The following is a 25,490-nucleotide window of genomic DNA, read 5'->3' on the forward strand; positions in this document are numbered from 1 at the left end:
TGAGGTGCAGATTATGTCCTACTCTTATCAATTTCGTTTGAAAATTATCAAACTCGTCACTGAACAGGATTATGGTATCCGTGAGGTGGCTAAACTTCATCAAATTTCCCACACTCTCGTCATTTATTGGCTAAAAGCATTTCGAGAAAGAGGGCTTGATGGCGTAAAATCGCCTTATACAAACCTTTAAACATCGAAAATAGTGAAGCCAAAGATGAAAAAGAAAGAAATTGAAATCCTAAAAACAATAGACTTTTCTAATTCCGTCACGCTTTATTTTTCCAAATGACTTTGACCAACTTTACAATCTTGCATTAGAATACGAACCTTTAATTTTTGCTGTAAGGAATAAAAATGGAAGAATCTCCAGAATTAGAAAAATTGCCACGAATTATTACTGGTGTATTAAAAATCGTGCTTTGCACGGCATTGATTGCGTTGGCGATTGTACTCATCATTGCCCTTGGAAAAATCACTTATACTTTAGCAATGATGGTGCTTAATACTTCGGCTGTGGTGCCTTATAACGTGGCTGAACAAGCAGTAATGTTTTTCTTATATTTCGGGTTTATTGGTTTGATTGTGCAGTATTTTAAAAGTGGCTATCACTTCCCTTTGCGCTATTTTATTTATGCCGGGATCACCGCGATGTTGCGTTTAATCATTGTTAATCATGAAAGCTCGGTGGATACCATCTTATTTGCAGGTGCAATTTTGATTATGGTGATCGCACTTTGTTTGGTGTTATATTCTAATAAACTGAAAAATATATAGCTTTATATTCAAAGCAACAAAAAACGCACTTCAATTTGAAGTGCGTTTTATCTTTTAAGTTGAGTTACTCAGATTTGCTTTCTAAAAGTGCGGTTGAATTTTCTTCTATTTTTTCTTCCGCACTTTCTGAGACGACATCTTGAATTGCCATCACTGATTTCAAATTCTCTTGGCGAACTTGCTCAGCTAATGCTTTATCACCCGCTTGTTCAAATACATAAGATGCCATCATCAAATCATTTGGCTCTAACTGTTCAGGGCAAGCTATCACGTTTTTGAATACGTCTGCTGCTTTAGCAAATTCATTGTTACGAACATATAAATAACCTAAGGCACGATTGATACAGCATTTTTGTTTTTCATCTGCGCGTTTTGCGCGTTTTTCGATTAGCTTGAGAAGTTTACTATTGTCTTCAGGTTGTAAACGTGTAATTTGAGTACAAAGTTCTTTGCTAATGCTGGTGTTATCGCCAATTTTCTTCAATACTTCAACTGTAAATTCTGATGCTGATTCATGATCATTACAATCAATTAAACGCTGAATTAAACCAACTTTGAGATCAATATTATTACGACGACTACGAGACTGAGCATCCCACCATTCAAGTAAACCATCTACGCCTTCTTCATTCATTTTCTCATCAAGCAAACCATTTTCTGTTTGAGAACGAAGATCTTTGAACTCTTCAGCACTGAATAAACCACTATTTTCAACACCATCTAGAATCTTATCGAGAGCTTGATAAGCTTTAGAACGAAGATAAATTTCTACTGCAAGTTTTAACACTTCTTTATTGCGGCCAGCCATTTCTAACAAGCTATCCACAGAACTGCGCGCTGCTGGCAATTTATTTTGTTGTAATAAGATACGCGTGCGGGCAATTTCCACCAGCAAATTATCTGAACCAGCTAATTCAGTGGCTTCAATCAAATAGCGATTTGCGCTAAATTCATCACCTCGTTGTTGTGCTGCTTCAGCTGCTTTGATGAGGTTTAACACAGGCTCAGCAGAATGTTTGGCATTCTTACCAATCAATTTTTCTGCTTTGGCGTAATCCCCTTCATTCATCTTCATAAAACCTTCAAGGGTTTGTTTCTGCGCTCTCACACGTTTACGGCTAGAAAACCAATTATAAGAACCGCGACTTAAACGTAGAAAACGCGTTACGATCCATTCCAAACCATAAATAATCGCTAAAGCAATTACGAAGAAAATCACTAATGTCGTAATCGACATTTCAACGATATTATTTGTTGTTTCAATACGAACATAGCCTTGCTGACCAGAAAGATAAGGCCCTGCAACTAACCCAGCAAGCAATGCTAGCATTAAAAAAAGCACTCTAAACATAGGCTATCCTTATTTTTGTAACTCAGCTTTTGCTGGTTGAGATTCTTGTTTTTCTGGTGCAGGTGCTTCTGTTGCCGCACCTTCAGCTTTAGGCATAGTTTCAATGGCTTTATCCGCTTCAATTTCCACCTTTTGAACATCTAACGGCGCACGATTGAGATATTTATCAAGCAAGGTCAAACTTTTTAATTGCTCTGGCACATCTACATAAATAGAAGAATCAGCCAGCTCATCTACTGATTTTAAGAAATTTTGCGTCACTTCTGCACTCGTATCAAAATAGCTACGAACCCAAGAAGCAACTGCATCTAAAGATTGTTTATAAAGTTCATCTTGCTGACGTGGCACAGCCATAATAGCAAGTTGTAAACGTAAACGAATGTTCTCACGAAGATAAATATCTTGGTTTGGTGCAAGCAATTCTTTTTTATCCGCACTTTGTTTTGACGAAATACGAATGAAGTGATTTAAGAAAGAAGTTGCGCTCTTTTCTACATTTTGCTGCCAATCTGCAATATCATCAGATAATTTACCGCTCTTTTCTGGCGTTTCATCAAAATTCACATTCAACGCTTGTAACTCATCCACAGTATTGGCAAGCTGTGAAAGTTTTTGCATTACTGCATTTTGGTCTACGCTTGAAAGTGAAAGAAGTTGTTTTAAATCTTGGTTGATTGCAGTACGGATCGCATTCGCTTGTGAATTGTTTACCTTAACGAGTGTTTCATCAGCCAATTTTAATAAAGAAATAGCTGTATCAACATCGTTATCTAAAACAAGTTTACGTAAGGCATTGTTTAATAAGAAATCTGCTTCGGAAAATAACCAGTCACTCGGTTGTTGTGCACCAACAAGTTGACTAACTTGTTTTACTTGAGATTGTAACGCAGCAATTTCGCCTGTTTTGCTCTCAACTAATTGCTCAAGTTGCTCGACTTTATCTTGTGCGGTTTTTAAGCCTTGTTCTAATTGTGTAACCTGTCCACTATTATCAGACACAGGGGCAGAAACAGCCACTCTACTTTGGCTTTCAAGTGCGGTTAATTTTTGATGAATTTCAACTACTTGTTGCTGACCAAAATAATAACCAGCCCCACCAACACCTAGCGCAATGAGAATCGCCAATAAACTCAATGCTGTGCCCGTTTTTTTCACAATAGTTTGTGGAACTGGCTGTATCGTTTCTGTTTTTTCAACAACTTTTGGCGTATCACCAACTTGTTCAGTGATATCGTTATCTTGATCTTTTGCCATATCAATTCCTTAATAAGTCAGATTGAATAAGTTAATGTACTCGCTTTAATAAGAAAAATACCGAGCAGTCGCCAATGGTAAAAATATAGATTCTCATATCAGCGAAATTAAGCCATTTACGCAATAAATTTGTTGGCTATCCTATCACTCTTAGGTTAAAAAGTCATTTTGATTGTTGATATAAGAAACACCTCAGATATGAGAAATCGCATTAAAAATAAGATTTTTAGTCATTTATTTTGCTTTCTGATAATTTAAAGTCTCCGATTCTTCACAAACTGTGATTTGCATCACAATTTTTTGCATTTATACTCCCTAAGTGGTAAATTGTTCGCCAATTTTCGTTGTTCTGGTAGGGACACCACGTGGAATGTAATCTAGCACAAGCAAAACAATGGGTTAGCGCCTTGGATCAACGCCGTTTTGAGCGTGCATTACAAGGTTCCGGCGATGCATTTCAACACGTTTTAGCAGTTGTTCCTTTACTTTTACACCTAAACCATCCGCAACTTCCAGGCTATGTTATTCACGCCCCTTCTGGCATTGCAAGTTTCCTCGCATCTGATTATCAAAAAAAGTGGCTCATCAATGAATACAGTATTCACTATGCCGATCATAAGCCTTCAACACTCAAAAGTGCGGTAAATTTTCACGAGGTTTTACCACCAATTCTAGGTGTTTATTTAATGGGGAGCTTTGGCTCAATAAGTCAAACCTCTTCTTCAGATCTTGATACTTGGATTTGTGTCCGAGACGACTTAACTCCTGATGAACAGGCTCTTCTTATCCAAAAAACTAAACGGATTAGTGAATGGGCAATGCAATTTAATGTGGAAATTAATTTTTATTTGATGGATCAACAACGTTTCCGCAATGAACATTATGCTGACCCACTGACTATTGAAAATAGTGGCTCTGCGCAATATATGTTATTGCTTGATGAGTTCTATCGCTCCGCCGTACGCTTGGCAGGTAAACCTTTACTTTGGTTGCATTTATGGGTGGAAAATGAAAAAGACTATGAAAAAGAGGTCACTCGTTTAATTACGGAAGGGGAAATTGATCCAAATGATTGGGTAGATTTTGGCGGTTTAGGGCAATTTTCTGCAAACGAATATTTCGGTGCCAGTTTATGGCATCTTTATAAAGGGATTGATTCGCCTTATAAATCTGTGCTCAAAATTTTGTTGTTAGAAGCCTATTCCAAAGAATACCCAAACACTTGCTTAATTGCCCGCACTTTTAAGCGAGATTTACTTACAGGCAATACCAATCCTGACCACCATTTTGATCCTTACATTGCCATTCTTGCAAAAGTAACCCAATATTTAACCGCACTTTCTGAATTTAAACGTTTGGATTTTGTGCGCCGTTGTTTCTATGTGAAAGCAACGGAAGATTTTGCGCGTTACCAAACTAATAATTGGCGTATTCGTTATATGGAAATCCTTGCACAAGAATGGGGATGGTCTGCAGAAACGGTAAAACATCTCAATAAGCGTCCATTTTGGAAAATTAAGGCGGTAAAAGAAAACCACGATAACATAATGAAATTTTTAATGTTGAGCTATCGTAATTTAGTGGAATTTGCACGAAAGCATCACATTCACTCGAGCGTCGTGCCACAAGATATCAACATTCTTTCTCGTAAACTTTATACTGCTTTTGAAGAACTTCCCGGCAAAGTGTCCTTATTCAACACACAGATATCTCACAATTTATCAGAAGCACACCTGACTTTTGTGGAAGTTCGCGGCAATAAACATTTTAAAGATGGTTGGTACCTTATCAATCAACCAACGCACCATATTATGTTCTCCAAGGAACGAGTCATTGAATACGGGGAAAGCCTCAATAAATTAGTCTCTTGGGCATATTTTAATCATCTACTCACAGAAAAAACAGGGCTTGCCATTTTTAGCAAGAATGTGACTATAAGCACATTGCAACGCTTTGTCAGTAACTTGCGTCAGTCTTTTCCAAGCACAATCGCTAAACAACCTAAAAACAGTGATTTATTGAATCAATGCGAAATTCGTAACTTGTTTATTGCCATAAATCTTACCGTAGATCCAACATCCAAAGTAGAAGAAGTATTAACAGGTATTTCATCGCGAGATTTATTTAGTTTTGGATCGCTCGAACAAAGCCTCGTAGGCAGTATCGATTTTACTTATCGCAATGTGTGGAACGAAATCCGAACGCTCCATTTTGAAGGGCAAAATGCTATTTTGCTTGCACTAAAAGTGCTTTCTAACAAAATTTATCGTGGCGTTAATCGCCCAGATTCCATCCAAGTATATTGTTATAGTGAACGTTATCGCCAAGATTTACGCCAATTAGTGATGGGATTAGTAAATCGATGCGTTAGCATTCAAGTAGGTGATATTCAACAACCTTGCCAAACATCACGCTTACGCGTGGCTGGTAAAAACTGGCAATTATTTTTTGAAGATCGCGGGATTAGCTTACAAGAAATCGGAAATGAATCTGTCTGTAATGAAACTGAAAGTGCGGTGGATTTTGACGAAGTTTTACAAACACCAATTGAAGATGGCGAGACAAACCAAGAAAGTCGTCGCTATCCGCCAGAAATGGATGCATTCGCAAGCGAAGGATTCCTACAATTCTTTTTTGAAGATAATTCCGATGACAGCTTCAATGTTTACATTTTAGATGAATCTAATCGTCTCGAAATCTATCGCCGCTGCGATGGTGAAAAAGATGAAAAAGTGCGGGAGATTAATCAACTTTATCAAAATGCTAAACTGGAAGGCGATAAAAATCCTTATAATATCGTTCAACGTAATTTTAACTACCCTCAATTTTATCAACTACAAAATGGAAAAAATGGCATATCCATTGTGCCGTTTAAATTCCGCCCAATGAATAAGTAATATTTTCCTGTGGTTGATAGGTCACCGAAAGATATCTATACTTATTTCCTCTTTCACTAGATAAATTGTGGATATGACAACTTCGCAAACACCAATCACTGTGCTAGGTGCGGGATCTTATGGAACTGCGCTGGCAATGACCTTTTCTCGCAATGGTTCTCCCACTTATTTATGGGGGCACAATCCCGCCCATATCGCACAAATGCAGAGAGAACGACAAAATTATCGTTTTTTACCAGATGTCATCTTTCCTGAGGAACTTCATTTAGAAAGCAATCTAGCACAAGCAATGGAATATTCTCAAGATATTTTAATCGTGGTACCAAGCCATGCTTTCGGTGAAATTCTTATAAAAATCAGACCACACTTAAAAGCCCACCACCGATTAATTTGGGCAACAAAAGGTCTGGAACGTAACACAGGGCGTTTACTACAAACCGTAGTTGAAGAACAACTCGGAACACAATATCCACTAGCTGTACTTTCAGGTCCAACTTTTGCAAAAGAATTAGCTCAAGGTTTACCAACAGCCATTACGCTCGCTTCCAATAACGAGCAATTCGCGCAGGAATTTCAGTCTCGTATTCATTGTAGTAAACATTTTCGAGTCTATATAAATTCGGATATGATTGGCGTTCAACTTGGTGGTGCAATTAAAAATGTGATCGCAATTGGCGCAGGTATTTCAGATGGTATGGGATTTGGCGCAAATGCTCGTACAGCACTGATTACGCGTGGCATTGCGGAAATCAGCCGATTAGGTACCTCGCTCGGTGCAAATCCCAATACGTTTATGGGAATGTCTGGATTAGGCGATTTAGTGCTAACTTGCACCGATAATCAATCGCGCAATCGACGTTTTGGATTAATGCTAGGTGAAGGATTAGATGCCAAAACGGCTATGGAAAATATCGGGCAAGTCGTGGAAGGTTTTTATAATACAAAAGAAGCCTATTTGCTTGCACAAAGACAAAGTGTGGAAATGCCGATTACAGAACAAATTTATCAAATGCTGTTTTGTGGCAAAAGCGCACAAGATGTAGCGATCAGCCTTTTAGGGCGAGAATGTAAAGGCGAATAAAAGGAGAAATTATGACATTAGATGTGTGGCAACATATTCGCCAAGAAGCCAAAGAACTTGCCGAAAACGAACCAATGCTTGCCAGTTTTTTTCACTCTACAATTTTAAAGCATCAAAATCTGGGTGGTGCGCTAAGTTATTTATTGGCGAACAAATTAGCCAATCCAATTATGCCAGCCATTTCTCTTCGCGAAATTATTGAAGAAGCCTATCAAGCCAATCCATCGATCATTGATTGTGCTGCTTGCGATATTCAAGCTGTTCGTCAGCGAGATCCTGCTGTGGAATTATGGTCTACACCATTGCTTTATTTAAAAGGTTTCCATGCGATTCAAAGCTATCGAATCACCCATTATTTATGGAATCAAAATCGTAAATCCCTTGCCCTTTATTTACAAAACCAAATTTCCGTGGCTTTCGATGTAGATATTCATCCAGCGGCGAAAATTGGACACGGTATTATGTTCGATCACGCAACAGGAATTGTTGTAGGGGAAACATCTGTAATCGAAAATGACGTCTCAATTTTGCAAGGCGTAACGCTTGGTGGTACAGGAAAAGAATCTGGCGATCGTCATCCTAAAGTACGCGAGGGTGTCATGATTGGGGCGGGAGCAAAAATTCTCGGTAATATTGAAGTGGGTAAATACGCCAAAATTGGGGCAAACTCTGTTGTGCTTAACCCTGTTCCTGAATATGCCACAGCAGCGGGTGTGCCAGCTCGAATTGTAAGTCAAGATAAAGCGGCAAAACCTGCTTTTGATATGAACCAATATTTTATCGGCATTGATGATGGCATGAATTTGAATATTTAAGGAAATAAAATGATTAATAAAGATACCCAACTCTGTATGTCTTTATCTGGTCGTCCAGGCAATTTCGGTACCACCTTTCACAATTACTTGTACGATAAGCTAGGATTAAATTTCATTTATAAAGCATTTACCACGCAAGATATTGAACACGCAATCAAAGGCGTGCGCGCATTAGGCATTCGTGGTTGTGCAGTTTCAATGCCATTCAAAGAAGCTTGTATGCAATTTTTAGATGAAATTCATCCGTCAGCACAAGCCATTGAATCCGTAAACACTATCGTGAACGATGATGGCTTTTTGCGTGCATATAACACTGATTACATTGCCATCGTAAAATTAATTGAAAAATATCACTTAAATAAAAATGCTAAAGTCATTGTGTATGGCAGTGGTGGTATGGCAAAAGCCGTTGTGGCTGCCTTTAAAAATTCAGGTTTTGAGAAATTAAAAATTTACGCACGCAACGTAAAAACAGGTCAATATCTAGCCGCACTTTATGGCTATGAATACATTGATTCTTTAGAAGATCAGAAGGCTGATATTTTAGTTAATGTTACGCCAATCGGCATGAAAGGTGGCAAGGAAGAGATGGATTTAGCCTTTCCAAAAGCACTCATTGATAATGCTAGTGTTGCTTTTGATGTAGTGGCTATTCCTGCAGAAACGCCTTTTATTCGTTATGCTCAAGCACAAGGAAAACAAACCATTTCTGGCTCAGAAGTGATTGTACTTCAGGCTGTAGAACAGTTTGAGCTTTATACACATCAACGCCCAAGCGATGAATTAATAGAAGAAGCCGCAGCTTTTGCTCGAGCCAACTCTTAACATCAAAAGTGCGGTGATTTTTCACCGCACTTCTAATCTTTAATAAAACCAAATTCTCCGCTTTCATCCATTTTTAAAATTGATGCGTAATTTTTTCGCCAATCCCCTAATACAATTCGTGTAAATCCTTCTTGTTGATGAATCGCCTCACGGTGTGTGTGTCCGTGAATTAATAAACTCACACCAAATTCTTGTACTTTTTCTGTCGTAAAGGCTTGATTTACATCCATAATTTCCTGTGATTTAGCTTGTTTATCTTGATTGCTCTTTGCTCGAATTTTCTCCGCAATTTTCACCCGCACTTTTAATGGTAAGCACAAAAACAAACGCTGCAACCATTTTTGATGCACTCTACGACGAAATTGTTGGTAAGCCTCATCATCAATACAAAGCGTATCACCATGACAAAGTAAGATTTTTTTATCATAAAGTGTGATTAATTGATAATCAGGTAAAAGCTGAGCTCCCGTTTCTTTTGAAAAACGTTCGCCAATCAAGAAATCACGGTTGCCGTGCTGAAAATAACATTGCACACCTTGCTCGCTTACCGATTTAATTAAATCTTTAACTTGTTGAATCAATGCGGATTGCTCATCATCACCAATCCAAAAATCAAAAAGATCACCTAAAATGTAAAGCCGTTCAGCCTGTGGGGCAAGATTCTGCATAAAATCAACAAAAAGTGCGGTCAATTCAGACCGATTTTCACTTAAATGCAAATCAGAAATAAAATAGCTATGTTTCATAAAAATTCCACGATTTTTGTTTAGATTAGCACATATTGATATTGAATTTGCTATACTTTAACGAAATTTTGTATAGGGCATCCTCATGTTAAAACTACTTCGAATTTTCCTCGTATTAATCTGCTGTATTCTAATTTGTGTACTGGGTACGATTTATTCTTTTATCCGCTTTAAAAATCCAAGCAACGTAGGCATTGTTGCACGCTGGTTTGGGCGTTTATATCCACTTTTTGGATTAAAAGTAGAACATCGTGTTCCTCAAAATCAAGAGCAGATTAGACGCGCGATTTATATCGGTAATCACCAAAACAATTATGATATGGTGACAATCTCTTATATGGTGCAACCTCGCACAGTAAGTGTGGGTAAAAAAAGTTTAATTTGGATCCCCTTCTTCGGCATTCTGTATTGGGTAACGGGCAATATTTTCTTGGATAGAGAAAACCGCACAAAAGCACACAGTACGATGTCGCAACTTGCACGACGAATTAATGAAGATAATTTATCTATTTGGATGTTCCCAGAAGGCACTCGTAGCCGTGGGCGTGGTTTACTACCCTTTAAAACTGGTGCATTCCATGCGGCAATTTCAGCAGGTGTACCGATTATTCCTGTGGTTTGCTCAACCACGCATAATAAAATTAATTTAAATCGCTGGGATAATGGCAAAGTAATTTGCGAAATAATGGAGCCAATTGATGTTTCAGGCTATACCAAAGACAATGTTCGAGATCTTGCGGCTTATTGTCATGATCTAATGGAAAAACGTATTTCCGAACTTGATGAAGAGATAGCAAAAGGAAACTAAAATGCCACGCCTTTCCCGCCGTCAATTATTAAAAACAGCTGCGATTTCTACCGCACTTTCCGCTGTGCCCGCACCATTGTTAGCGGCAAGCCGTGAAAAACTAGTTGTACCGCCACTAATTGAAGTTCGTCGCGGTCGCCCGATTGTATTAACAATGCAGGAAATGAATTATCCGTTAGATGGCTCACACAATGTGACGGTATGGGGATTCAACGGCAATTATCTTGGACCGACCATTAGAATCAAATCAGGCAGCTTTGCCAAACTTAATTATCATAACAATTTGCCACAATCTGTTGCTTTATCTATTCAAGGTTTACAAGCATCAGGCGAGCTGTTTGGCGGGGCAGCTCGAGTTCTCAAAAAAGGCGAATCTTGGGCGCCCATCGTGCCTATTGAACAACCCGCAGCAAGCTGTTGGTATCGTTCCGCTACATTAGCCAATTCAGCCTATCAAACCTATCGTGGCTTAACTGGAATGTGGTTGATTGAAGATGAGCAAAGCCTAAAAGCGAATCTTCCCAATAAATACGGCGTTGATGACATTCCATTGATTTTACAAGATATGGAATTTAATAATGATGGTCTCCAATTATTCAAACAAAATCAACCGCACTTTGTAGGCAATCGCTTATTAGTAAATGGTATTGAAGCGCCATATTTAGATGTCGCACGGGGTTGGATTCGTTTACGTTTGCTCAATGCATCATTGGCTCGTGCTTATGATTTACGCTTGGATAATGATCAAGAAATGCTGCTTATTGCACAAGATTTAGGTTTCTTACCAAAAGCTAAATCGGTCAAATCTTTGGTTCTATCGCCAGGAGAACGCGCAGAAATACTGGTTAATATGAATGAAATTGACAACGTATCTCTCATTAGCGGAAGTAAACGTAGCTTTTACGACAAAATGAAAAATATGTTGTTCTCAAGCGATGAACTGGCGGATAACACAGTGCTTGAATTACGTGCTCAAGGACAACTATCCGCATTTAACAAACAACCGAATCTAACCTTCGAAACGGATGCACCAGCAATGTTGCAGCAAGCCGTTGCACAAACTCGAGAATTTAATATTGATGTTACAAACGGCTTAATTAACCAAAGACGTTTTGACCCACGCAAAGTTGATGTAATAGCTCGAAAAGGAACAATTGAACGCTGGATTTTAAATGCAAGTTTACCTGTTGGATTTACTATTCAAGGTGCCCAATTTGTGGTGGAAAGCCAAGGAGAACATCAATTCCAAGCAGAAGAATTAGCTTGGAAAGATACAGTTTGGGTAAAAAACAAAACTCAAATTTTAGTAAAATTTGATCAAGCATCTTCTGGCAACTACCCATTCTTATTTGGGGTATCGAATTTAATGCTAGAAGATATGGGATGCATTGGCGTACTGATGGTACAATAACTTTAACTATCCTAAAACACCATGAATTTTAATCATTCATACTTTATTTAAAGAGGGAATCGTAATGAAAAAATCATTAACATTAGCCATTATTTCTTTATGCGCAGCATCATCTGTATTTGCCGCGTCCGATGTTCCGCAAGAACCGCAACCAACACTTTACCTTTCAACCTATGATATATCTGGGAAAACGCCAACGGATTTAGGTAAAAAAGATATTTCTCGTTCAGCTAAAGCACACCAACTTTGCTGGGTTGCTAATGGTAATTTTGCTAAACAAATTACTGTTACCGAAGTATTTAAATCGCCTGAAAAAACAACCTTTTCTGTATCAGAAAATCCAAATGCAGTTAAAGTTTCTGAAGATAAAAAGACTCACACAATTACAATGACTCGCAATGTGTTAAATCAAGGTAAAACGGTAGTAAATTGCTGGAAATTTGATGAAAAGGATCCTAGAGGCCAATATACAATCCAAGTTCAAGTGGGTGAGATTATTTATGCTCCGTTGACATTTAACGTAGTAAAATAAGAAAAATAAAAACTCGGCTTCTGCTGAGTTTTTTAATTTTATACAAGAAGAATTATAGAAAATATTAGATACACCCCACCAACAGTTTATTGAAAAATATTACTAGCCTTGAGCTTTTTCCAGTATAATCTGACCAATTTTCTGACAAATTAAAATAAGACGATGAATAAAAAACACACTTTAATTTCACTTGCTATTTTGACCGCACTTTATAGCCAACAAAGTTTGGCGGATTTGCATGAACAATGTTTAATGGGCGTGCCAAAATTTAGCGGTGAAGTCGTGACGGGTGATGTGAATTCTCTGCCTGTATATATTGAAGCGGATAATGCAGAAATTAATCAGCCAAATGATGCGACCTATCAAGGTAATGTAGATTTGAAACAAGGCAATCGTCATTTGTTAGCACAATCCGTGCAGGTCAAACAATCAGGAAACCAGCCAACGCCTTTGCGAATGGCTTATGTCCGCAATGGTTTTGATTATAAAGATAATCAAATCAATATGTTGGGTAAAGATGCGGAGTTTAATTTAGATAGTCACGATGGTAATTTAACAAATTCAGAATATGAATTTGTCGGTCGTCAAGGTCGCGGTAAGGCTGATGATATAACATTAAGTAATAACTATCGAGTAATGAAAAACTCCACCTTTACTTCATGTTTGCAAGGTGACAATGCTTGGGCTATAGATGCGTCAGAAATTCGTCAATACGTGAAAGAAGAATATGCTGAAATGTGGCATGCTCGTTTTAAAGTGCATGGTGTTCCCGTCTTTTATACCCCTTACTTACAATTACCCATTGGAGATCGTCGTCGTTCTGGCTTATTGATTCCAAGTGCGGGAACATCTAGCCGAGATGGTCTTTGGTATGCACAACCCATTTATTGGAATATCGCACCTAATTACGATCTTACTTTTACTCCTAAATATATGTCTCGCCGTGGTTGGCAAGCAAATGGTGAGTTTCGTTATTTAACCCTTATTGGTGAAGGCAAGTTAGCTGGAGAATATCTAAGTAATGATCGTTACTCTGAATATTCTAGCAATAATCGAAAACGCCATTTGTTCTATTGGAATCACAATTCCAGCTTTTTGCAAAATTGGCGTTTAAATATTGATTACACCCGAGTAAGCGATAAACGTTATTTCAACGATTTTGATTCTATTTATGGACGTAGCACCGATGGTTATTCAAACCAATATGCACGCATAGCCTATTATCAACCCAATTATAATTTTTCTCTTTCTGCACGACAGTTCCAGATTTTCGATGAGGTAGACATCGGCCCTTATCGTGCAATGCCACAATTAGATTTCAATTATTACAAACATGATTTGGCTAATGGATGGTTAAATTTCAAATTACATTCACAAGCTGTTCGTTTTGATAATGACAGTGAATTAATGCCAACTGCATGGCGTTTTCACGTAGAGCCTAGCCTAAATTCTTTAATGTCAAATAAATACGGCAGTTTGAATATTGAAACTAAACTTTATGCGACTCGCTACGATCAGAAAAAAGGTTCAGGAAAAAATGCAGAGGACGTACAAAAAACTGTAAATCGAGTTATTCCACAATTTAAAGTTGATTTACAAAGCGTATTAGCGCGCGATACAACGTTTTTAAAAGACTATACACAAACCTTCGAACCACACGTGCAATATTTATATCGACCTTACCGAAATCAAAGCAATATTGGTTCAAAACTTAATAATGAGTATTTAGGATTTGGTTACGATTCAGCATTAGTACAGCAAGATTACTATTCGCTATTCCGTGATCGACGTTATAGTGGTTTAGACCGAATTTCATCGGCTAATCAAGTTACCTTGGGTGGCACAACTCGTTTTTATGATATTGGTGGCGAAGAACGCTTTAATTTATCAGCAGGTCAAATTTATTATTTAAATAATTCTCGTATTGATGAAAACCCAGCAAATAAAACCCCGACTTCATCATCAGCTTGGGCCTTAGAATCTAATTGGAAAATGAGTGATAAATGGCATTGGCGTGGTAGCTATCAATTTGATACTTATACCAATTCAACATCATTAGCGAATACATCACTAGAATATAATCCTGAAAAAAATAATTTAATTCAGTTAAATTATCGATACGCTAACCAAGAATATATTGACCAAAACTTGGGTAAATCAGCTAACGCATATCAACAAGATATCCAACAAGTGGGATTAGTTGTAGGCTGGGAAATTGCGAATAATTGGGCTGTAGTAGGGCGCTATTATCAAGATCTCGCGTTACAAAAACCAGTAGAACAATATATTGGCGTCCAGTATAACAGCTGTTGTTGGGCGGTTGGTGTCGGTGCTAGACGCTATGCCACAAGCCACCAAAATCAAAAGCATAATGAGGTCGTTTACGATAATAGCATTGGCGTAACCTTAGAATTGAGAGGTTTAGGCACCAATGACCATCAAAGCGGTATTCAAGAAATGCTAGAAAAAGGAAAACTTCCTTATATTCGAGCATTTAGTTTGGATTAAATATGATTCAATATAAACGTTAAATCAACAAAAAGAGCAGCTATATTTAGCCGCTCTCAGACCAAGGTATCTAAAATAATCCCGTGCTGACCATCGACCGTACGATGGTCAAGATAAAAGAACCCTTTCGGTTTGTTATCTCGGAGCATATAACCACTGTCAGTGGTCAGTATTACTGACCTTGGTGTCTTTGACATATGCCACTTTCTCACTCTTCTTTAACGGCTTTTTTCTTCCCGTATTTTCGCCACATCTTGGTTGAGTAAGTCGAACATTGCTAACATTGCCGCATTACCTTCCTAATTGACGTTGAAGTAGTGTTTACATAATTTGCAAAATTAAAAAGAAAACTGGTCGATTGGTCGGTTTTTTGTAAGTTACTTCTTAGATTGTTTATTTAAAATATAAATAATACCTTGTGTTACTGCAAGGGGTGCAACAAATGCAGTAGTTAATGTTGTATAAGCTACATAAACAGGAGTAAATAACGTTATAGTTGTCAGTTCTAAAGCGATATCATCGGCTATAACTTCTTTATGTGATGTTCTTCGCACTAAAGAAATTTCGATTGGTTCAGGCATTGAAAATTTACTGATTATTTCATCTCTATTATTAAAGCGAATTCGCTTTCCAAATGCTCGGTATTGCCGTTTTAATGCTGGCTGAGTAGCTGTCCAGTTCGGATTTCTAAGTTTTACTGCTGATAAGAAATCCGAATGAATATAGCTAATAGGATTAAACCAATATTGCTTTTGCAACTGCTCTTTTTCCTCTTTACTATATTTGCTTTCGTCTAAATAAACGGTGTATTCGCCAGTGACCTCATTATCAAGGCTATCTAATTTCATTGTAAAAAAGAGTGTTTGTTTTGCATAAGGGCTAGTCAAGAAATGTTGCATTGCTTCAACATCTTGATTTTGTAAAAGATAGTCCGACTGCTCACCTATCAGATAAATTTTATTTTTTTCAATCATAAAGGCATAAATTTTTTCTGTGGTTTTTATGGGCTTGTTAATATGGATAACGCAACTCGTGAGCAAGCAAATTAAAATAAGATAAAGTTTTTTCATTGTTATTTTGTGGGACATTTGTAGTATGGGGAAAGTGAAACGTTTGTGATGTTTTCCTCAGTAATATCTTTCAAAACAACTGAGCACCCCATTGGCTTAATTTCATATTGATGCCCAGCTTTAGGGATAAATGATGCACGATCATCTCGGCGTTCTCCTCCATCGGTAACACCCAAAGTAATGGTTTTTATCAGAAATTTTCGAATAGTATCATAGCCCGCAATTGGACCGTACTGACATAATTGTGTTGTTTCGGTCTGGCAAGGTTTTCCCGCAACGCGGCAAACAGCTTTACTGATTTGATGCGATGGGGTGAGATTGATTATTTTATCCGTAGGAATGACGTATTCTCTAAACGTATAATTTTCCTTCTGGGCAATATCTGAGTCCTCGGTTTGAGTCATACCTATTCGATGTTGCCCACCGCCAAACCATCCGGTAGGGCGAAGATGTATTCCTTTCTTATCTTTTTCACAATCCATGATTTTTACATTGATTTCTCCATCCTTTCCTATATTAAAGATTCGGATACGGGCATGTTTTGTTGCGTCATATTCTTGAGGATTGATGATTTCTTTTGTTGCACATCCTGTAAGCAGCATTGCAAGCATCAGTGTTTTCCATCTATTTTTCATATTTCTCCCTTTTTTTGGATAAAAAAACGACTAGGCAAAGCCTAGCCGTTAAATATATTACGCCTTCACATTTTCTTTCAAAAACGCTAACAACTGCTCTTTCGCAATCATCTGTTTTTCGCCAGTACGGCGGTTCTTATATTCAATTTCACCGTTCTCTAGGTTTTTCTCACCGATTACCACCATATGCGGTACACCGATAAGTTCCATATCTGCGAACATCACGCCTGGGCGTTCTTTACGATCATCAAAAATCACATCTACGCCTTGTGATTGTAAAGTGCGGTAAAGTTCTTCCGCGTATTTTTGCACGGTTTCAGATTTGTACATATTCATTGGTACAATCGCCACAGTGAATGGAGCAATTTCATCTGAAGGCCAAATAATACCGCGATCGTCATGATGCTGTTCAATGGCTGAAGCCACCACGCGAGTTACGCCGATACCGTAGCAACCCATTGTCATCACAAGAGGTTTACCATCTTCGCCTTGCACGGTCGCTTTCATTGCTTCAGAGTATTTTTTACCCAGTTGGAAAATATGTCCTACTTCAATACCACGTTTGATTTGAAGAGTGCCTTTACCATCCGGACTTGGGTCACCTTCCACTACATTACGTAAATCAAATACTTCTGGCATTGCAACATCGCGTTCCCAGTTCACATTGAAGTAATGTTTTCCATCGATATTCGCGCCACAACTAAAATCAGACATTAACGCCACAGTGCGGTCAATAATTGCAGGAATATTAAGATTTAGCGCGCCTAATGATCCCACGCTCGCACCAATTTTTGCTTTAATTTCAGTTTCGTCCGCAAACTCAAGAGGATCTGCTACTAACGGGTGTTTTTGTGCTTTGATTTCGTTTAATTCGTGATCGCCACGAATAATCAAGGCAACAAGCGGTTGATTTTCGTCAGCACCTTTCACAATTAAGGTTTTCACGGTTTTTTCAATCGGCAGATTGAATTGTTCTACTAACTCCGTAATGGTTTTCGCATTTGGTGTATCCACCAAGGTCATTTCTGCGGTTGGTGCTTGGCGTTCGCCCACGGCCACTGCTTCAGCAAGCTCAATATTCGCGGCAAAATCCGATTCTGTTGAGAATACAACATCATCTTCCCCGCTTGAAGCTAACACTTGGAATTCGTGAGAAGCTGAACCACCAATAGACCCAGTATCCGCTTGTACCGCACGGAAATCTAAGCCTAAACGGTTAAAAATGTTACTGTACACTTGGTACATCACATCATAGGTTGCTTGCAAACTTTCTTGGGTAGTATGGAAAGAGTACGCATCTTTCATAATAAATTCACGCGAACGCATTACACCAAAACGAGGGCGTACTTCATCACGGAATTTCGTTTGAATTTGATATAAGTTAAGTGGAAGTTGTTTATATGAAGAAACTTCTCGGCGTATTAAATCAGTAATCACTTCTTCGTGAGTTGGCCCAAGTACAAAGTTACGGTTTCCGCGGTCTTCAAAACGAAGGAGCTCAGGGCCATATTGATCCCAACGACCAGACTCTTCCCATAATTCCGCAGGTTGCACAACTGGCATTAATACCTCAATGGCACCACCTTTGTTCATCTCTTCTCGAATAATCTTTTCTACTTTTTTCAATACACGAATACCCGTCGGTAACCAGTTATATAAACCTGATGCCATTGGGCGAATCATACCTGCACGCAACATTAATTGGTGGCTTACTACCTGAGCATCATTTGGTGTTTCTTTAAGGGTGGAGAATAAATATTGACTTGTACGCATTGTTTAACCTTAGATTCTAAGAACTGAAAAAATTGGCGCAAGTATAACAAAAAGTGCGGTGTTTTTTAACCGCACTTTTAACACTTAGTCATTATTTTACCCCTTCGCCAAAATTGCCTTATGTTCTTGAATAAATTAAGTTAGGATCTATATAGATTTTGGTAAAGTGATATGATTTAATACGATTTGGAAAGTGTAAACAAATTATATCTATTTTCTTTAGGAAATACTTTTTATTTCTTCTAACTGGATAGTAAATTCAGAGGTAATAATGTGTCAGTCAGTCAGTCAGTCAGTCAGTCAGTCAGTCAGTCAGTCAGTCAGTCAAATATAAAAATTTTATTGTCCTATGCAACGGTCTTTTCCGTTTACTGGGAAACATTGTAAAAATCCTGAGTTATCCATTTCACGCCCTTTTTCCCAAAAAACGTTTTACTATCCCCGAATTCAGCTCTGCAAAGTTAAGTACAAATCGCCAAGATAAAATCAACCGTACCATTTGGCAAACCAATTATTCAAATAAAGTAACTCTGCCAATGTATTGCAACTATTTGTTTAACCGCTTAATGTCTTTGAGCTACGATTACCGCTATGTCAGCACAGAAGAGCGTGAGGAATACATTAAAGCCTACGCTGAGCCACACGTTTTTAACGCTTACAACCAACTTACTGACGGTGCTGCGCAAGCGGATTTCTGGCGTGTATTTATTCTCTGGCGTGAAGGTGGAATTTACATTGACATCGACGGACATTTGGTTTTCCCACTCTCACAAATTATTACCGAGCAAGATTCAGAAGTGCTGATCAAACGTCACGATAAATATACCAACTTCTTCCTTGCGTGCGAAGCGGGACACCCAATTATGAAAGCCACACTAGATTTAATTGTAGAGAATATCGAAAACCGCCGTATAGACGGAGGCGTTTTTGCAATGACAGGCCCTGAAACATTAAATACAGTAATTAACCCTAAAATGATAAATACTCGTCGGGATAAAGTCACGTGCGCTCAAGGCACATTTACCAACGAATACTTCCAATATATCGACAAGCCACACAGTAAGTGGATTTACAAAAAAAGTGAGGATCTGTTGAAATAGTGATAGAAAGGTTTGCTCGCTTTTTGCTTTTAAGTGGTCATTTTAAGTTGTTATCTGGTTTATTATCTTTTTCTCGGATAAATAAATTTAACTTAATAAAATAAACAAATACAATTTGCTACTATTATTCTACCCCTTCGCCAAAATTGCCTTATGTTCTTGAATAAGTTTAATAAAAGGCTGCCCAAAGCGTTCTAATTTAATTGAACCCACGCCATTAATTTGTAACATTTCAATATTGTTCGTTGGCATATATTGTGCCATTTCTTGCAACGTCGCATCATTAAAGACAATGTACGGCGGAATATTTTCTTTATCGGCAATTTGTTTGCGTAAGAAACGCAAGCGTGCAAATAAATCCTTATCGTAATTTGCAACACCTTGACGCTGTGGATTATGGGCAATCTTACTGATTGCAGAAATACGAGGCATTGCCAGTTCTAATGGTTCTTTACCTTTCAGAATCGCTTTTGCACTTTCTGTAAGTTGCAACGTTGGATTTAATTCACTAATAACCTGTTGAACAAACCCCAAATGAATAAGCTGACGAATGACAGACTGCCAATGCTCTTTACTTTTATCTTTTCCGATACCATACACTGAAAGTTTATCGTGCTGGCGTTCAATAATTTTCTGATTGTGCATTCCACGCAACACCGCTATCACATAATGAGCACCGAAACATTGCCCCACTCGATAAATAGTAGACATTACTTTTTGCGCATCGACTAATCCATCATATTTTTTAGGAGGATCAAGGCAAATATCACAGTTATTGCATGGTGTTTGTCGATGCTCACCAAAATAATTGAGAAGAACTAAACGGCGACAAGTCTGGCTTTCCGCAAATTCACCTATAGCTTCTAATTTATGCTGCTCAATCTGACGCTGTGGCGTTTCTAGCTTTTCTAAAAGCATTTTTTGTAACCAAGCGTAATCTGCTGGCTCATAAAACAAAACGGCCTCTGCAGGTAAATCATCACGTCCTGCTCGACCTGTTTCTTGATAATAAGATTCAATGCTACGTGGTAAATCAAAATGGGCAACAAAGCGCACATTAGATTTATTAATCCCCATTCCAAAAGCAATGGTTGCGACCACCACTTGAACATTATCACGCTGAAAATCCTGTTGCACACGTTCACGAATTGCCGTTTCCATTCCCGCATGATAAGCAGCAGCAGAGATACCTTTATTGCGTAAACTTTCCGCAATTCGCTCAACCTTATTTCTGCTGTTGCAATAAATAATCCCACTCTTACCCTTTTGAGCCAACACAAAACGTGTCAGTTGCTCCATAGGTTTATATTTTTCTTCTAGGGTATAACGAATGTTTGGTCGATCAAAACTACCAATATATTTATGCGGATTTTTCAGATTAAGGTGAGTCAAAATATCTTGGCGAGTTGCATAATCAGCTGTCGCGGTGAGCGCCATAATCGGCGCATGAGGGAAACTAGCTTTTAAACCACCAAGCTGGGTATACTCAAGGCGAAAATCATGCCCCCATTGAGAAATGCAATGCGCTTCATCAATCGCAATAAAGCTGACTTTACTATAAGAAATAAGTTGAAAGAAACTATTAGTCATCACTTTTTCTGGCGACACATAAAGCAGTTTAAGTTGCCCAGAAATAAGCTTATTTTGTACTTGTTGCTGCTGTTCTAAAGTCTGACTAGAATTAAGAAAATCCGCCTCAATTCCATTAGCTTGAAGCTGATCCACTTGATCTTTCATCAAGGAAATCAACGGAGAAATCACTAACGTTAAACCCTCAAAACAAAGTGCGGGAATTTGGTAACAAAGCGATTTTCCATTCCCCGTTGCCATTACCACCAAGGCATCTTGTCCATTTAAAGCGGCATTGATGACTTCTTCCTGCCCTTTACGGAAAGATTGATAACCGAAAACCGATTTCAAAACAGAAAGTGCGGTTGGTTTTTCTATTATTTTTGGTGATAAATGAGAATCAAGCATCTTAGAACTGCACGTTCTCGCCATGCGCAGCACAAGCTTCGACTAAACAATCCCAAAAACGTTTTCCGTCATTAGAAACCCAGTCGCCATTTTTAAAAGCAAAATGAAAACCACCTAATTTACTCGCAATCCAAAGCTCAAGTAATGGTTCTTGCTTGTTAATAACTATTTGTGTGCGATTATCAAAGGTGATTGTAAATACCGAACCTTGCGTTTCACAATCTACATCCGCACCTTGCGCTTCTAATTCTTCTTCAATTTTTTGCCAAACTTGTTCAATATTTTGGTGAAATTCTGCAATATTCATAAAATGTTCCCGTTTAAATCTGATAGAATGCGACAAATTATAAAGCCTTTCTTAAGCTTGTGAAAGGCGGATTTACCGATAAGTAAGAGAGAGAAAAATGAAAAAACTACTATCAATTTTAGTGCTTAGTGCAATTTGCATTGTAGCAACGGGATGCGGCGTAAAAGGTCCTTTATATTTCCCAGAAAAAGAACAAGCACAACAAACCAAATAAGCGATTATCCAATTACAATCCCCCAAAAAAACAGGAACACAACATGAATTTCTTCCAATATAAAAATAATAAGCTTTATGCTGAAGATATTCCGGTTCAACAACTTGCTGAACAATTCGGTACACCTCTTTATGTATATTCTCGCGCAACACTTGAACGCCATTGGCATGCTTTTGACTCAGCCTTCGGTAAGCGCCCTCACTTAATTTGCTTTGCAGTAAAATCTTGCTCGAATATCGGCGTATTAAATATCATGGCAAAACTAGGTTCAGGTTTCGATATTGTCTCGCAAGGCGAACTTGAGCGTGTACTTGCAGCGGGTGGCGATGCATCAAAAGTAGTCTTTTCGGGCGTTGCTAAATCCCGAGAAGAAATTATGCGCGCATTAGAAGTCGAGATTCGTTGTTTTAATGTAGAATCAGTTTCTGAACTCAAACATATTAACCAAATCGCGGGGGAAATGGGTAAAATTGCACCTATTTCTTTACGTGTGAACCCAGATGTTGATGCGCATACGCACCCTTATATCTCAACAGGATTAAAAGAAAATAAATTTGGAGTAAGCGTAAATGAAGCTCGAGAGGTATATAAATTAGCCTCAACGCTGCCAAACATAAAAATAACAGGGATGGATTGCCACATAGGCTCACAGCTCACTGAATTACAACCATTCTTAGATGCAACAGATCGCTTAATTGTCCTAATGGAACAATTAAAAGAGGATGGAATTACATTAAAACATCTCGATCTGGGCGGTGGTTTAGGCGTGACTTATACAGACGAAACGCCTCCGCATCCAAGCGATTACGCAAATGCATTATTAGAAAAACTAAAAGATTATCCTGAACTTGAAATTATTCTTGAACCAGGCAGAGCAATTTCTGCCAATGCGGGAATTTTAGTAGCAAAAGTACAATACCTAAAAAATAATGAAAGTCGTAATTTCGCGATTACCGACACAGGAATGAACGATATGATCCGCCCTGCATTGTATGAGGCTTATATGAACATCGTAGAAATTGACCGCACTTTAGTACGAGAAAAAGCGATTTATGATGTCGTGGGTCCAGTTTGTGAAACATCTGATTTCTTAGGCAAACAGCGGGAACTGTCTATTGCTGAAGGTGATTATATTGCTCAATGCTCGGCAGGAGCCTATGGAGCAAGTATGTCATCAAACTATAATTCTAGACCACGCACTGCAGAAGTGTTAGTAGATGGCGAGCAATCCTATTTAATTCGTCGTCGAGAAACCTTACAGGACCTTTGGGCATTAGAATCAACCATTTAATATTTCTTATCTTAAAAGAGCGATAAAAAAATAACTTATTTTTCTACCGCTCTTTTTCTCTCTATTAATTCTATCTCAAAAACAGTAACTTTATGAGATGAATCAAATTTTTATCAGTTCTAGATTGGCACTCTATTAAATTCTTTATAGAATAACGCGTCCAATTTAAAGTGGACTTCTAACCACTAAAGGGGAAATTATGCAAGAAAAACTAAAAGTTTTATTGATTGACGACCATCCATTAATGCGTCGTGGCATTAAACAACTTGTAGAATTAGACGATAACTTTGAAGTGGTGGCTGACGTAGGCAGCGGCACAGAAGGGATTTCTGTGGCATTACAAACATCACCTGATGTGATCATTTTAGATCTCAACATGAAAGGACTTTCTGGGTTAGATACGCTCAAAGGATTACGCGCAGAAGGCGTTGATGCACGAATCTTAATTTTAACAGTGTCTGATGCAAAAAATGATATTTATACTCTGATTGATGCAGGTGCAGATGGTTACTTGCTAAAGGATACGGAACCAGATACTTTGCTAGACCAAATAAAGCGCATTGCACAAGGTGAAGTTATTCTGAGTGATTCTATTAAAAATTTATTGTTAGAACGCACTCATGAAGAAAATCCATTAGACAGCCTAACAGATCGTGAAATGGGTGTACTTCGTCAAATTGCGACAGGTCTATCAAATAAACAAATTGCAACACAACTGTTTATTTCAGAAGAAACCGTGAAAGTACATATCCGTAATTTATTACGCAAATTAAATGTACATTCTCGTGTTGCCGCAACCGTGTTATTTTTTGAACAAAATCGTTAAAGAAAATAATCATAAAAAAATGCGCTAGGAGAGGCTTAGCGCATTTTTCTTTAAAATTATAATATTTAAATTAACTCAATAGATTTAATATCTTCTAATAGTATATACAATTCTTTTTTAATATCTTGTTCAAACTGTACTTCTGCACTTTCTCGATCTAAATCGAGACGCATTCTTTCTCTTTTATCAAGCAATTTACGAGCATCATGTGTAGGCATATCACGCACAACTTCATATAAGTTAGCCATCGCAGGATAAGTAGATAAATTCTTACCAAAAGGCATTAATAGCATTGTAAGACGGATCACCCCCTCTGAAGTATTACATTCCCCAGATTGCATTGCTCGAGCAATAATATCAATGCTTTCTTTTAATCGTATAGTGCGCTCATGCTTGGCTTTAGTAATCAATTCCTTTTGTATTTTTAACTGTTTTAATAAATATATTGCATATAAACTCAATCCAATCACCAAGAAAAATGCAACTACAATAAATAGCCAAATCATAACTTATCTAAATTGGTTAATATCAATACGCTCGAAAGTGCGGTATAAATCATCTTCACTTTCATCTTCGTCTTCAATGCCAAGTTCTTCCATTAATTCAGAAATTCGATCTAAGCATTCATCTACAAATTGTTGATCTGCTTTACTAATAGCTTTACCTGCATCTAACGCATCCAATAATTCATTAAGAATTTCATTATTTTCCAGATTTTCAAGCTCTTTCATTGGATCTTGTTTTTTCACCTGTTTTATTACAGGAATTAATTGACCTTTTTCAGGTTTATTAATAAATTCAACAACCAACGGTATCTTTTTCTTACTACCAATTTTTGGATCTTTAATTTCATTTTGAAGTTTATTCGCTTTTTCTTCAACCGCACTATGACGAGATCCAGAAGCCAAACCTTTATGCTTACGTTTTTTCTTATCTTCACGAGCTTTAGCGTCCAATTCATAACGTGTAAGCTTTTTACCAGAGCGCGCCTTTGTTATATCTATTTTTTTATCTGCTTTTCGAATTGGCATAATATCGGTAATTCGACGTGTTTTTTTCTTACGAGCCATAGGGTACCTTTCTTAAAATTTTGTGGATTGTATCACTAGTGTGTTTTTTTCTCACTAATAAATACAAACTTTATCTATACTTATTTTGCTAAAGTATAAACTTCCAAAAAACAAAAACCCCAGTCCTTCAACTGGGGTTCTTCTGTTTTTACTTAATTTAGATATGTATTTGGTAACCTGGCGGTGCCCTACTCTCACATGGGGATGCCCCACACTACCATCGGC

The 25,490-nt window shown here is 37.9% G+C and carries 23 protein-coding genes and 2 pseudogenes; 14 read left to right on the forward strand and 11 right to left on the reverse strand.

The window, feature by feature from the left end; translation table 11 throughout:
• Positions 1-13: 13 nt before the first annotated feature.
• Both ABW51_RS10165 and psiE read left to right on the forward strand, forming a co-directional pair.
• Positions 14-259: pseudogene (locus ABW51_RS10165) on the forward strand (transposase); the annotation flags it as partial.
• Positions 260-354: 95 nt separating this feature from the next.
• On the forward strand, positions 355-774 hold the full coding sequence (gene psiE, locus ABW51_RS08190) for a phosphate-starvation-inducible protein PsiE (RefSeq protein ID WP_053466348.1): 420 nt from the start codon (positions 355-357) through the stop codon (positions 772-774).
• 64 nt (positions 775-838) lie between these two features.
• On the opposite strand, the gene ABW51_RS08195 is transcribed toward psiE, so the two are convergent.
• Positions 839-2,125: a heme biosynthesis protein HemY gene (locus tag ABW51_RS08195; RefSeq protein ID WP_053466349.1), complete on the reverse strand. Its 1,287-nt coding sequence runs from the start codon at positions 2,123-2,125 to the stop codon at positions 839-841.
• Positions 2,126-2,134: 9 nt separating this feature from the next.
• Entirely contained in the window at positions 2,135-3,379 is a 1,245-nt protein-coding gene (locus tag ABW51_RS08200) for a uroporphyrinogen-III C-methyltransferase (RefSeq protein ID WP_053466350.1), read from the reverse strand.
• A gap of 365 nt (positions 3,380-3,744) precedes the next feature.
• Between ABW51_RS08200 and ABW51_RS08205 the strand changes: the two genes are divergently transcribed.
• From ABW51_RS08205 to ABW51_RS08220, 4 genes are all read left to right on the forward strand, one after another.
• Positions 3,745-6,276: a class I adenylate cyclase gene (locus ABW51_RS08205; RefSeq protein ID WP_053466351.1), complete on the forward strand. Its 2,532-nt coding sequence runs from the start codon at positions 3,745-3,747 to the stop codon at positions 6,274-6,276.
• 73 nt (positions 6,277-6,349) lie between these two features.
• Positions 6,350-7,357: an NAD(P)H-dependent glycerol-3-phosphate dehydrogenase gene (gene gpsA / locus ABW51_RS08210; protein WP_053466352.1), complete on the forward strand. Its 1,008-nt coding sequence runs from the start codon at positions 6,350-6,352 to the stop codon at positions 7,355-7,357.
• Positions 7,358-7,368: 11 nt separating this feature from the next.
• Entirely contained in the window at positions 7,369-8,172 is an 804-nt protein-coding gene (cysE, locus tag ABW51_RS08215; RefSeq protein WP_053466353.1) for a serine O-acetyltransferase, read from the forward strand.
• Between the two features lie 9 nt (positions 8,173-8,181).
• Entirely contained in the window at positions 8,182-8,997 is an 816-nt protein-coding gene (locus ABW51_RS08220) for a shikimate 5-dehydrogenase (protein WP_053466354.1), read from the forward strand.
• 32 nt (positions 8,998-9,029) lie between these two features.
• Here ABW51_RS08220 and lpxH read toward each other — a convergent pair whose 3' ends face one another.
• Positions 9,030-9,743: a UDP-2,3-diacylglucosamine diphosphatase gene (lpxH, locus tag ABW51_RS08225; protein WP_053466355.1), complete on the reverse strand. Its 714-nt coding sequence runs from the start codon at positions 9,741-9,743 to the stop codon at positions 9,030-9,032.
• A gap of 85 nt (positions 9,744-9,828) precedes the next feature.
• Between lpxH and ABW51_RS08230 the strand changes: the two genes are divergently transcribed.
• The 4 genes from ABW51_RS08230 (at position 9,829) to lptD (ending at position 15,002) form a co-directional block, all read left to right on the forward strand.
• Positions 9,829-10,551: a 1-acylglycerol-3-phosphate O-acyltransferase gene (locus ABW51_RS08230; protein ID WP_053466356.1), complete on the forward strand. Its 723-nt coding sequence runs from the start codon at positions 9,829-9,831 to the stop codon at positions 10,549-10,551.
• Between the two features lies 1 nt (position 10,552).
• A complete protein-coding gene (locus ABW51_RS08235) occupies positions 10,553-11,962 on the forward strand; it encodes a multicopper oxidase domain-containing protein (protein ID WP_053466357.1) in 1,410 nt (469 codons plus the stop codon).
• A gap of 64 nt (positions 11,963-12,026) precedes the next feature.
• Complete coding sequence (locus ABW51_RS08240) at positions 12,027-12,494, forward strand: hypothetical protein (protein ID WP_053466358.1); 468 nt, start codon at positions 12,027-12,029, stop codon at positions 12,492-12,494.
• A gap of 162 nt (positions 12,495-12,656) precedes the next feature.
• Entirely contained in the window at positions 12,657-15,002 is a 2,346-nt protein-coding gene (lptD, locus tag ABW51_RS08245; protein ID WP_053466359.1) for an LPS assembly protein LptD, read from the forward strand.
• Between the two features lie 59 nt (positions 15,003-15,061).
• Here lptD and ABW51_RS10375 read toward each other — a convergent pair.
• The 4 genes and pseudogenes from ABW51_RS10375 to proS all read right to left on the reverse strand — a co-directional run.
• A pseudogene (locus ABW51_RS10375) lies at positions 15,062-15,233 on the reverse strand (IS5/IS1182 family transposase); the annotation flags it as partial.
• Between the two features lie 146 nt (positions 15,234-15,379).
• A complete protein-coding gene (locus ABW51_RS08250) occupies positions 15,380-16,072 on the reverse strand; it encodes a hypothetical protein (protein WP_231625716.1) in 693 nt (230 codons plus the stop codon).
• Between the two features lie 2 nt (positions 16,073-16,074).
• Positions 16,075-16,707: a hypothetical protein gene (locus tag ABW51_RS08255; RefSeq protein WP_053466361.1), complete on the reverse strand. Its 633-nt coding sequence runs from the start codon at positions 16,705-16,707 to the stop codon at positions 16,075-16,077.
• A 57-nt stretch (positions 16,708-16,764) separates the two neighbouring features.
• Positions 16,765-18,480 (reverse strand): proline--tRNA ligase, encoded by a 1,716-nt coding sequence (gene proS, locus ABW51_RS08260; RefSeq protein ID WP_053466362.1) that lies wholly within the window; start codon positions 18,478-18,480, stop codon positions 16,765-16,767.
• Positions 18,481-18,821: 341 nt separating this feature from the next.
• Between proS and ABW51_RS08265 the strand changes: the two genes are divergently transcribed.
• Positions 18,822-19,580, forward strand: a complete 759-nt coding sequence (locus tag ABW51_RS08265) for a glycosyltransferase family 32 protein (protein WP_032825020.1) — start codon at positions 18,822-18,824, stop codon at positions 19,578-19,580.
• 129 nt (positions 19,581-19,709) lie between these two features.
• Here ABW51_RS08265 and recQ read toward each other — a convergent pair whose 3' ends face one another.
• Positions 19,710-21,557, reverse strand: coding sequence for a DNA helicase RecQ (gene recQ, locus ABW51_RS08270; protein WP_053466363.1), 1,848 nt, complete (start codon positions 21,555-21,557; stop codon positions 19,710-19,712).
• 1 nt (position 21,558) lies between these two features.
• On the reverse strand, positions 21,559-21,864 hold the full coding sequence (gene cyaY, locus ABW51_RS08275) for an iron donor protein CyaY (RefSeq protein WP_005635590.1): 306 nt from the start codon (positions 21,862-21,864) through the stop codon (positions 21,559-21,561).
• A 97-nt stretch (positions 21,865-21,961) separates the two neighbouring features.
• Here cyaY and lptM point away from each other — a divergent pair, with 97 nt between their 5' ends.
• The 3 genes from lptM to ABW51_RS08285 all read left to right on the forward strand — a co-directional run bounded on the left by lptM (position 21,962) and on the right by ABW51_RS08285 (position 24,195).
• On the forward strand, positions 21,962-22,078 hold the full coding sequence (gene lptM / locus ABW51_RS10380) for an LPS translocon maturation chaperone LptM (RefSeq protein ID WP_005639040.1): 117 nt from the start codon (positions 21,962-21,964) through the stop codon (positions 22,076-22,078).
• A 43-nt stretch (positions 22,079-22,121) separates the two neighbouring features.
• Positions 22,122-23,369 carry a diaminopimelate decarboxylase gene (gene lysA / locus ABW51_RS08280; protein ID WP_053466364.1) on the forward strand — a complete coding sequence of 416 codons (1,248 nt, stop codon included), beginning with the start codon at positions 22,122-22,124 and terminating at the stop codon, positions 23,367-23,369.
• Between the two features lie 199 nt (positions 23,370-23,568).
• A complete protein-coding gene (locus ABW51_RS08285; RefSeq protein ID WP_053466365.1) occupies positions 23,569-24,195 on the forward strand; it encodes a response regulator in 627 nt (208 codons plus the stop codon).
• Between the two features lie 65 nt (positions 24,196-24,260).
• On the opposite strand, the gene ABW51_RS08290 is transcribed toward ABW51_RS08285, so the two are convergent.
• Both ABW51_RS08290 and yihI read right to left on the reverse strand, forming a co-directional pair.
• A complete protein-coding gene (locus tag ABW51_RS08290; RefSeq protein WP_053466366.1) occupies positions 24,261-24,701 on the reverse strand; it encodes a DUF2489 domain-containing protein in 441 nt (146 codons plus the stop codon).
• Positions 24,702-24,704: 3 nt separating this feature from the next.
• Positions 24,705-25,265, reverse strand: coding sequence for a Der GTPase-activating protein YihI (gene yihI, locus ABW51_RS08295; RefSeq protein ID WP_053466367.1), 561 nt, complete (start codon positions 25,263-25,265; stop codon positions 24,705-24,707).
• Between the last annotated feature and the right edge of the window lie 225 nt (positions 25,266-25,490).

It is taken from the genome of Haemophilus sp. C1, from assembly GCF_001276515.1.
GTDB lineage: Bacteria > Pseudomonadota > Gammaproteobacteria > Enterobacterales > Pasteurellaceae > Haemophilus.

Bases quoted from the DNA above. Each gene is read 5' to 3' on its own strand.
- ABW51_RS08195 (WP_053466349.1), bottom strand. From the start codon at position 2,125: ATGTTTAGAGTGCTTTTTTTAATGCTAGCATTGCTTGCTGGGTTAGTT.
- ABW51_RS08285 (WP_053466365.1), top strand. From the start codon at position 23,569: ATGCAAGAAAAACTAAAAGTTTTATTGATTGACGACCATCCATTAATG.
- ABW51_RS08290 (WP_053466366.1), bottom strand. From the start codon at position 24,701: ATGATTTGGCTATTTATTGTAGTTGCATTTTTCTTGGTGATTGGATTG.
- lpxH (WP_053466355.1), bottom strand. From the start codon at position 9,743: ATGAAACATAGCTATTTTATTTCTGATTTGCATTTAAGTGAAAATCGG.
- cysE (WP_053466353.1), top strand. From the start codon at position 7,369: ATGACATTAGATGTGTGGCAACATATTCGCCAAGAAGCCAAAGAACTT.
- lptM (WP_005639040.1), top strand. From the start codon at position 21,962: ATGAAAAAACTACTATCAATTTTAGTGCTTAGTGCAATTTGCATTGTA.
- ABW51_RS08200 (WP_053466350.1), bottom strand. From the start codon at position 3,379: ATGGCAAAAGATCAAGATAACGATATCACTGAACAAGTTGGTGATACG.
- lptD (WP_053466359.1), top strand. From the start codon at position 12,657: ATGAATAAAAAACACACTTTAATTTCACTTGCTATTTTGACCGCACTT.
- psiE (WP_053466348.1), top strand. From the start codon at position 355: ATGGAAGAATCTCCAGAATTAGAAAAATTGCCACGAATTATTACTGGT.
- cyaY (WP_005635590.1), bottom strand. From the start codon at position 21,864: ATGAATATTGCAGAATTTCACCAAAATATTGAACAAGTTTGGCAAAAA.
- ABW51_RS08240 (WP_053466358.1), top strand. From the start codon at position 12,027: ATGAAAAAATCATTAACATTAGCCATTATTTCTTTATGCGCAGCATCA.
- yihI (WP_053466367.1), bottom strand. From the start codon at position 25,265: ATGGCTCGTAAGAAAAAAACACGTCGAATTACCGATATTATGCCAATT.
- ABW51_RS08250 (WP_231625716.1), bottom strand. From the start codon at position 16,072: ATGAAAAAACTTTATCTTATTTTAATTTGCTTGCTCACGAGTTGCGTT.
- ABW51_RS08230 (WP_053466356.1), top strand. From the start codon at position 9,829: ATGTTAAAACTACTTCGAATTTTCCTCGTATTAATCTGCTGTATTCTA.
- lysA (WP_053466364.1), top strand. From the start codon at position 22,122: ATGAATTTCTTCCAATATAAAAATAATAAGCTTTATGCTGAAGATATT.
- ABW51_RS08255 (WP_053466361.1), bottom strand. From the start codon at position 16,707: ATGAAAAATAGATGGAAAACACTGATGCTTGCAATGCTGCTTACAGGA.
- recQ (WP_053466363.1), bottom strand. From the start codon at position 21,557: ATGCTTGATTCTCATTTATCACCAAAAATAATAGAAAAACCAACCGCA.
- ABW51_RS08220 (WP_053466354.1), top strand. From the start codon at position 8,182: ATGATTAATAAAGATACCCAACTCTGTATGTCTTTATCTGGTCGTCCA.
- ABW51_RS08235 (WP_053466357.1), top strand. From the start codon at position 10,553: ATGCCACGCCTTTCCCGCCGTCAATTATTAAAAACAGCTGCGATTTCT.
- gpsA (WP_053466352.1), top strand. From the start codon at position 6,350: ATGACAACTTCGCAAACACCAATCACTGTGCTAGGTGCGGGATCTTAT.
- proS (WP_053466362.1), bottom strand. From the start codon at position 18,480: ATGCGTACAAGTCAATATTTATTCTCCACCCTTAAAGAAACACCAAAT.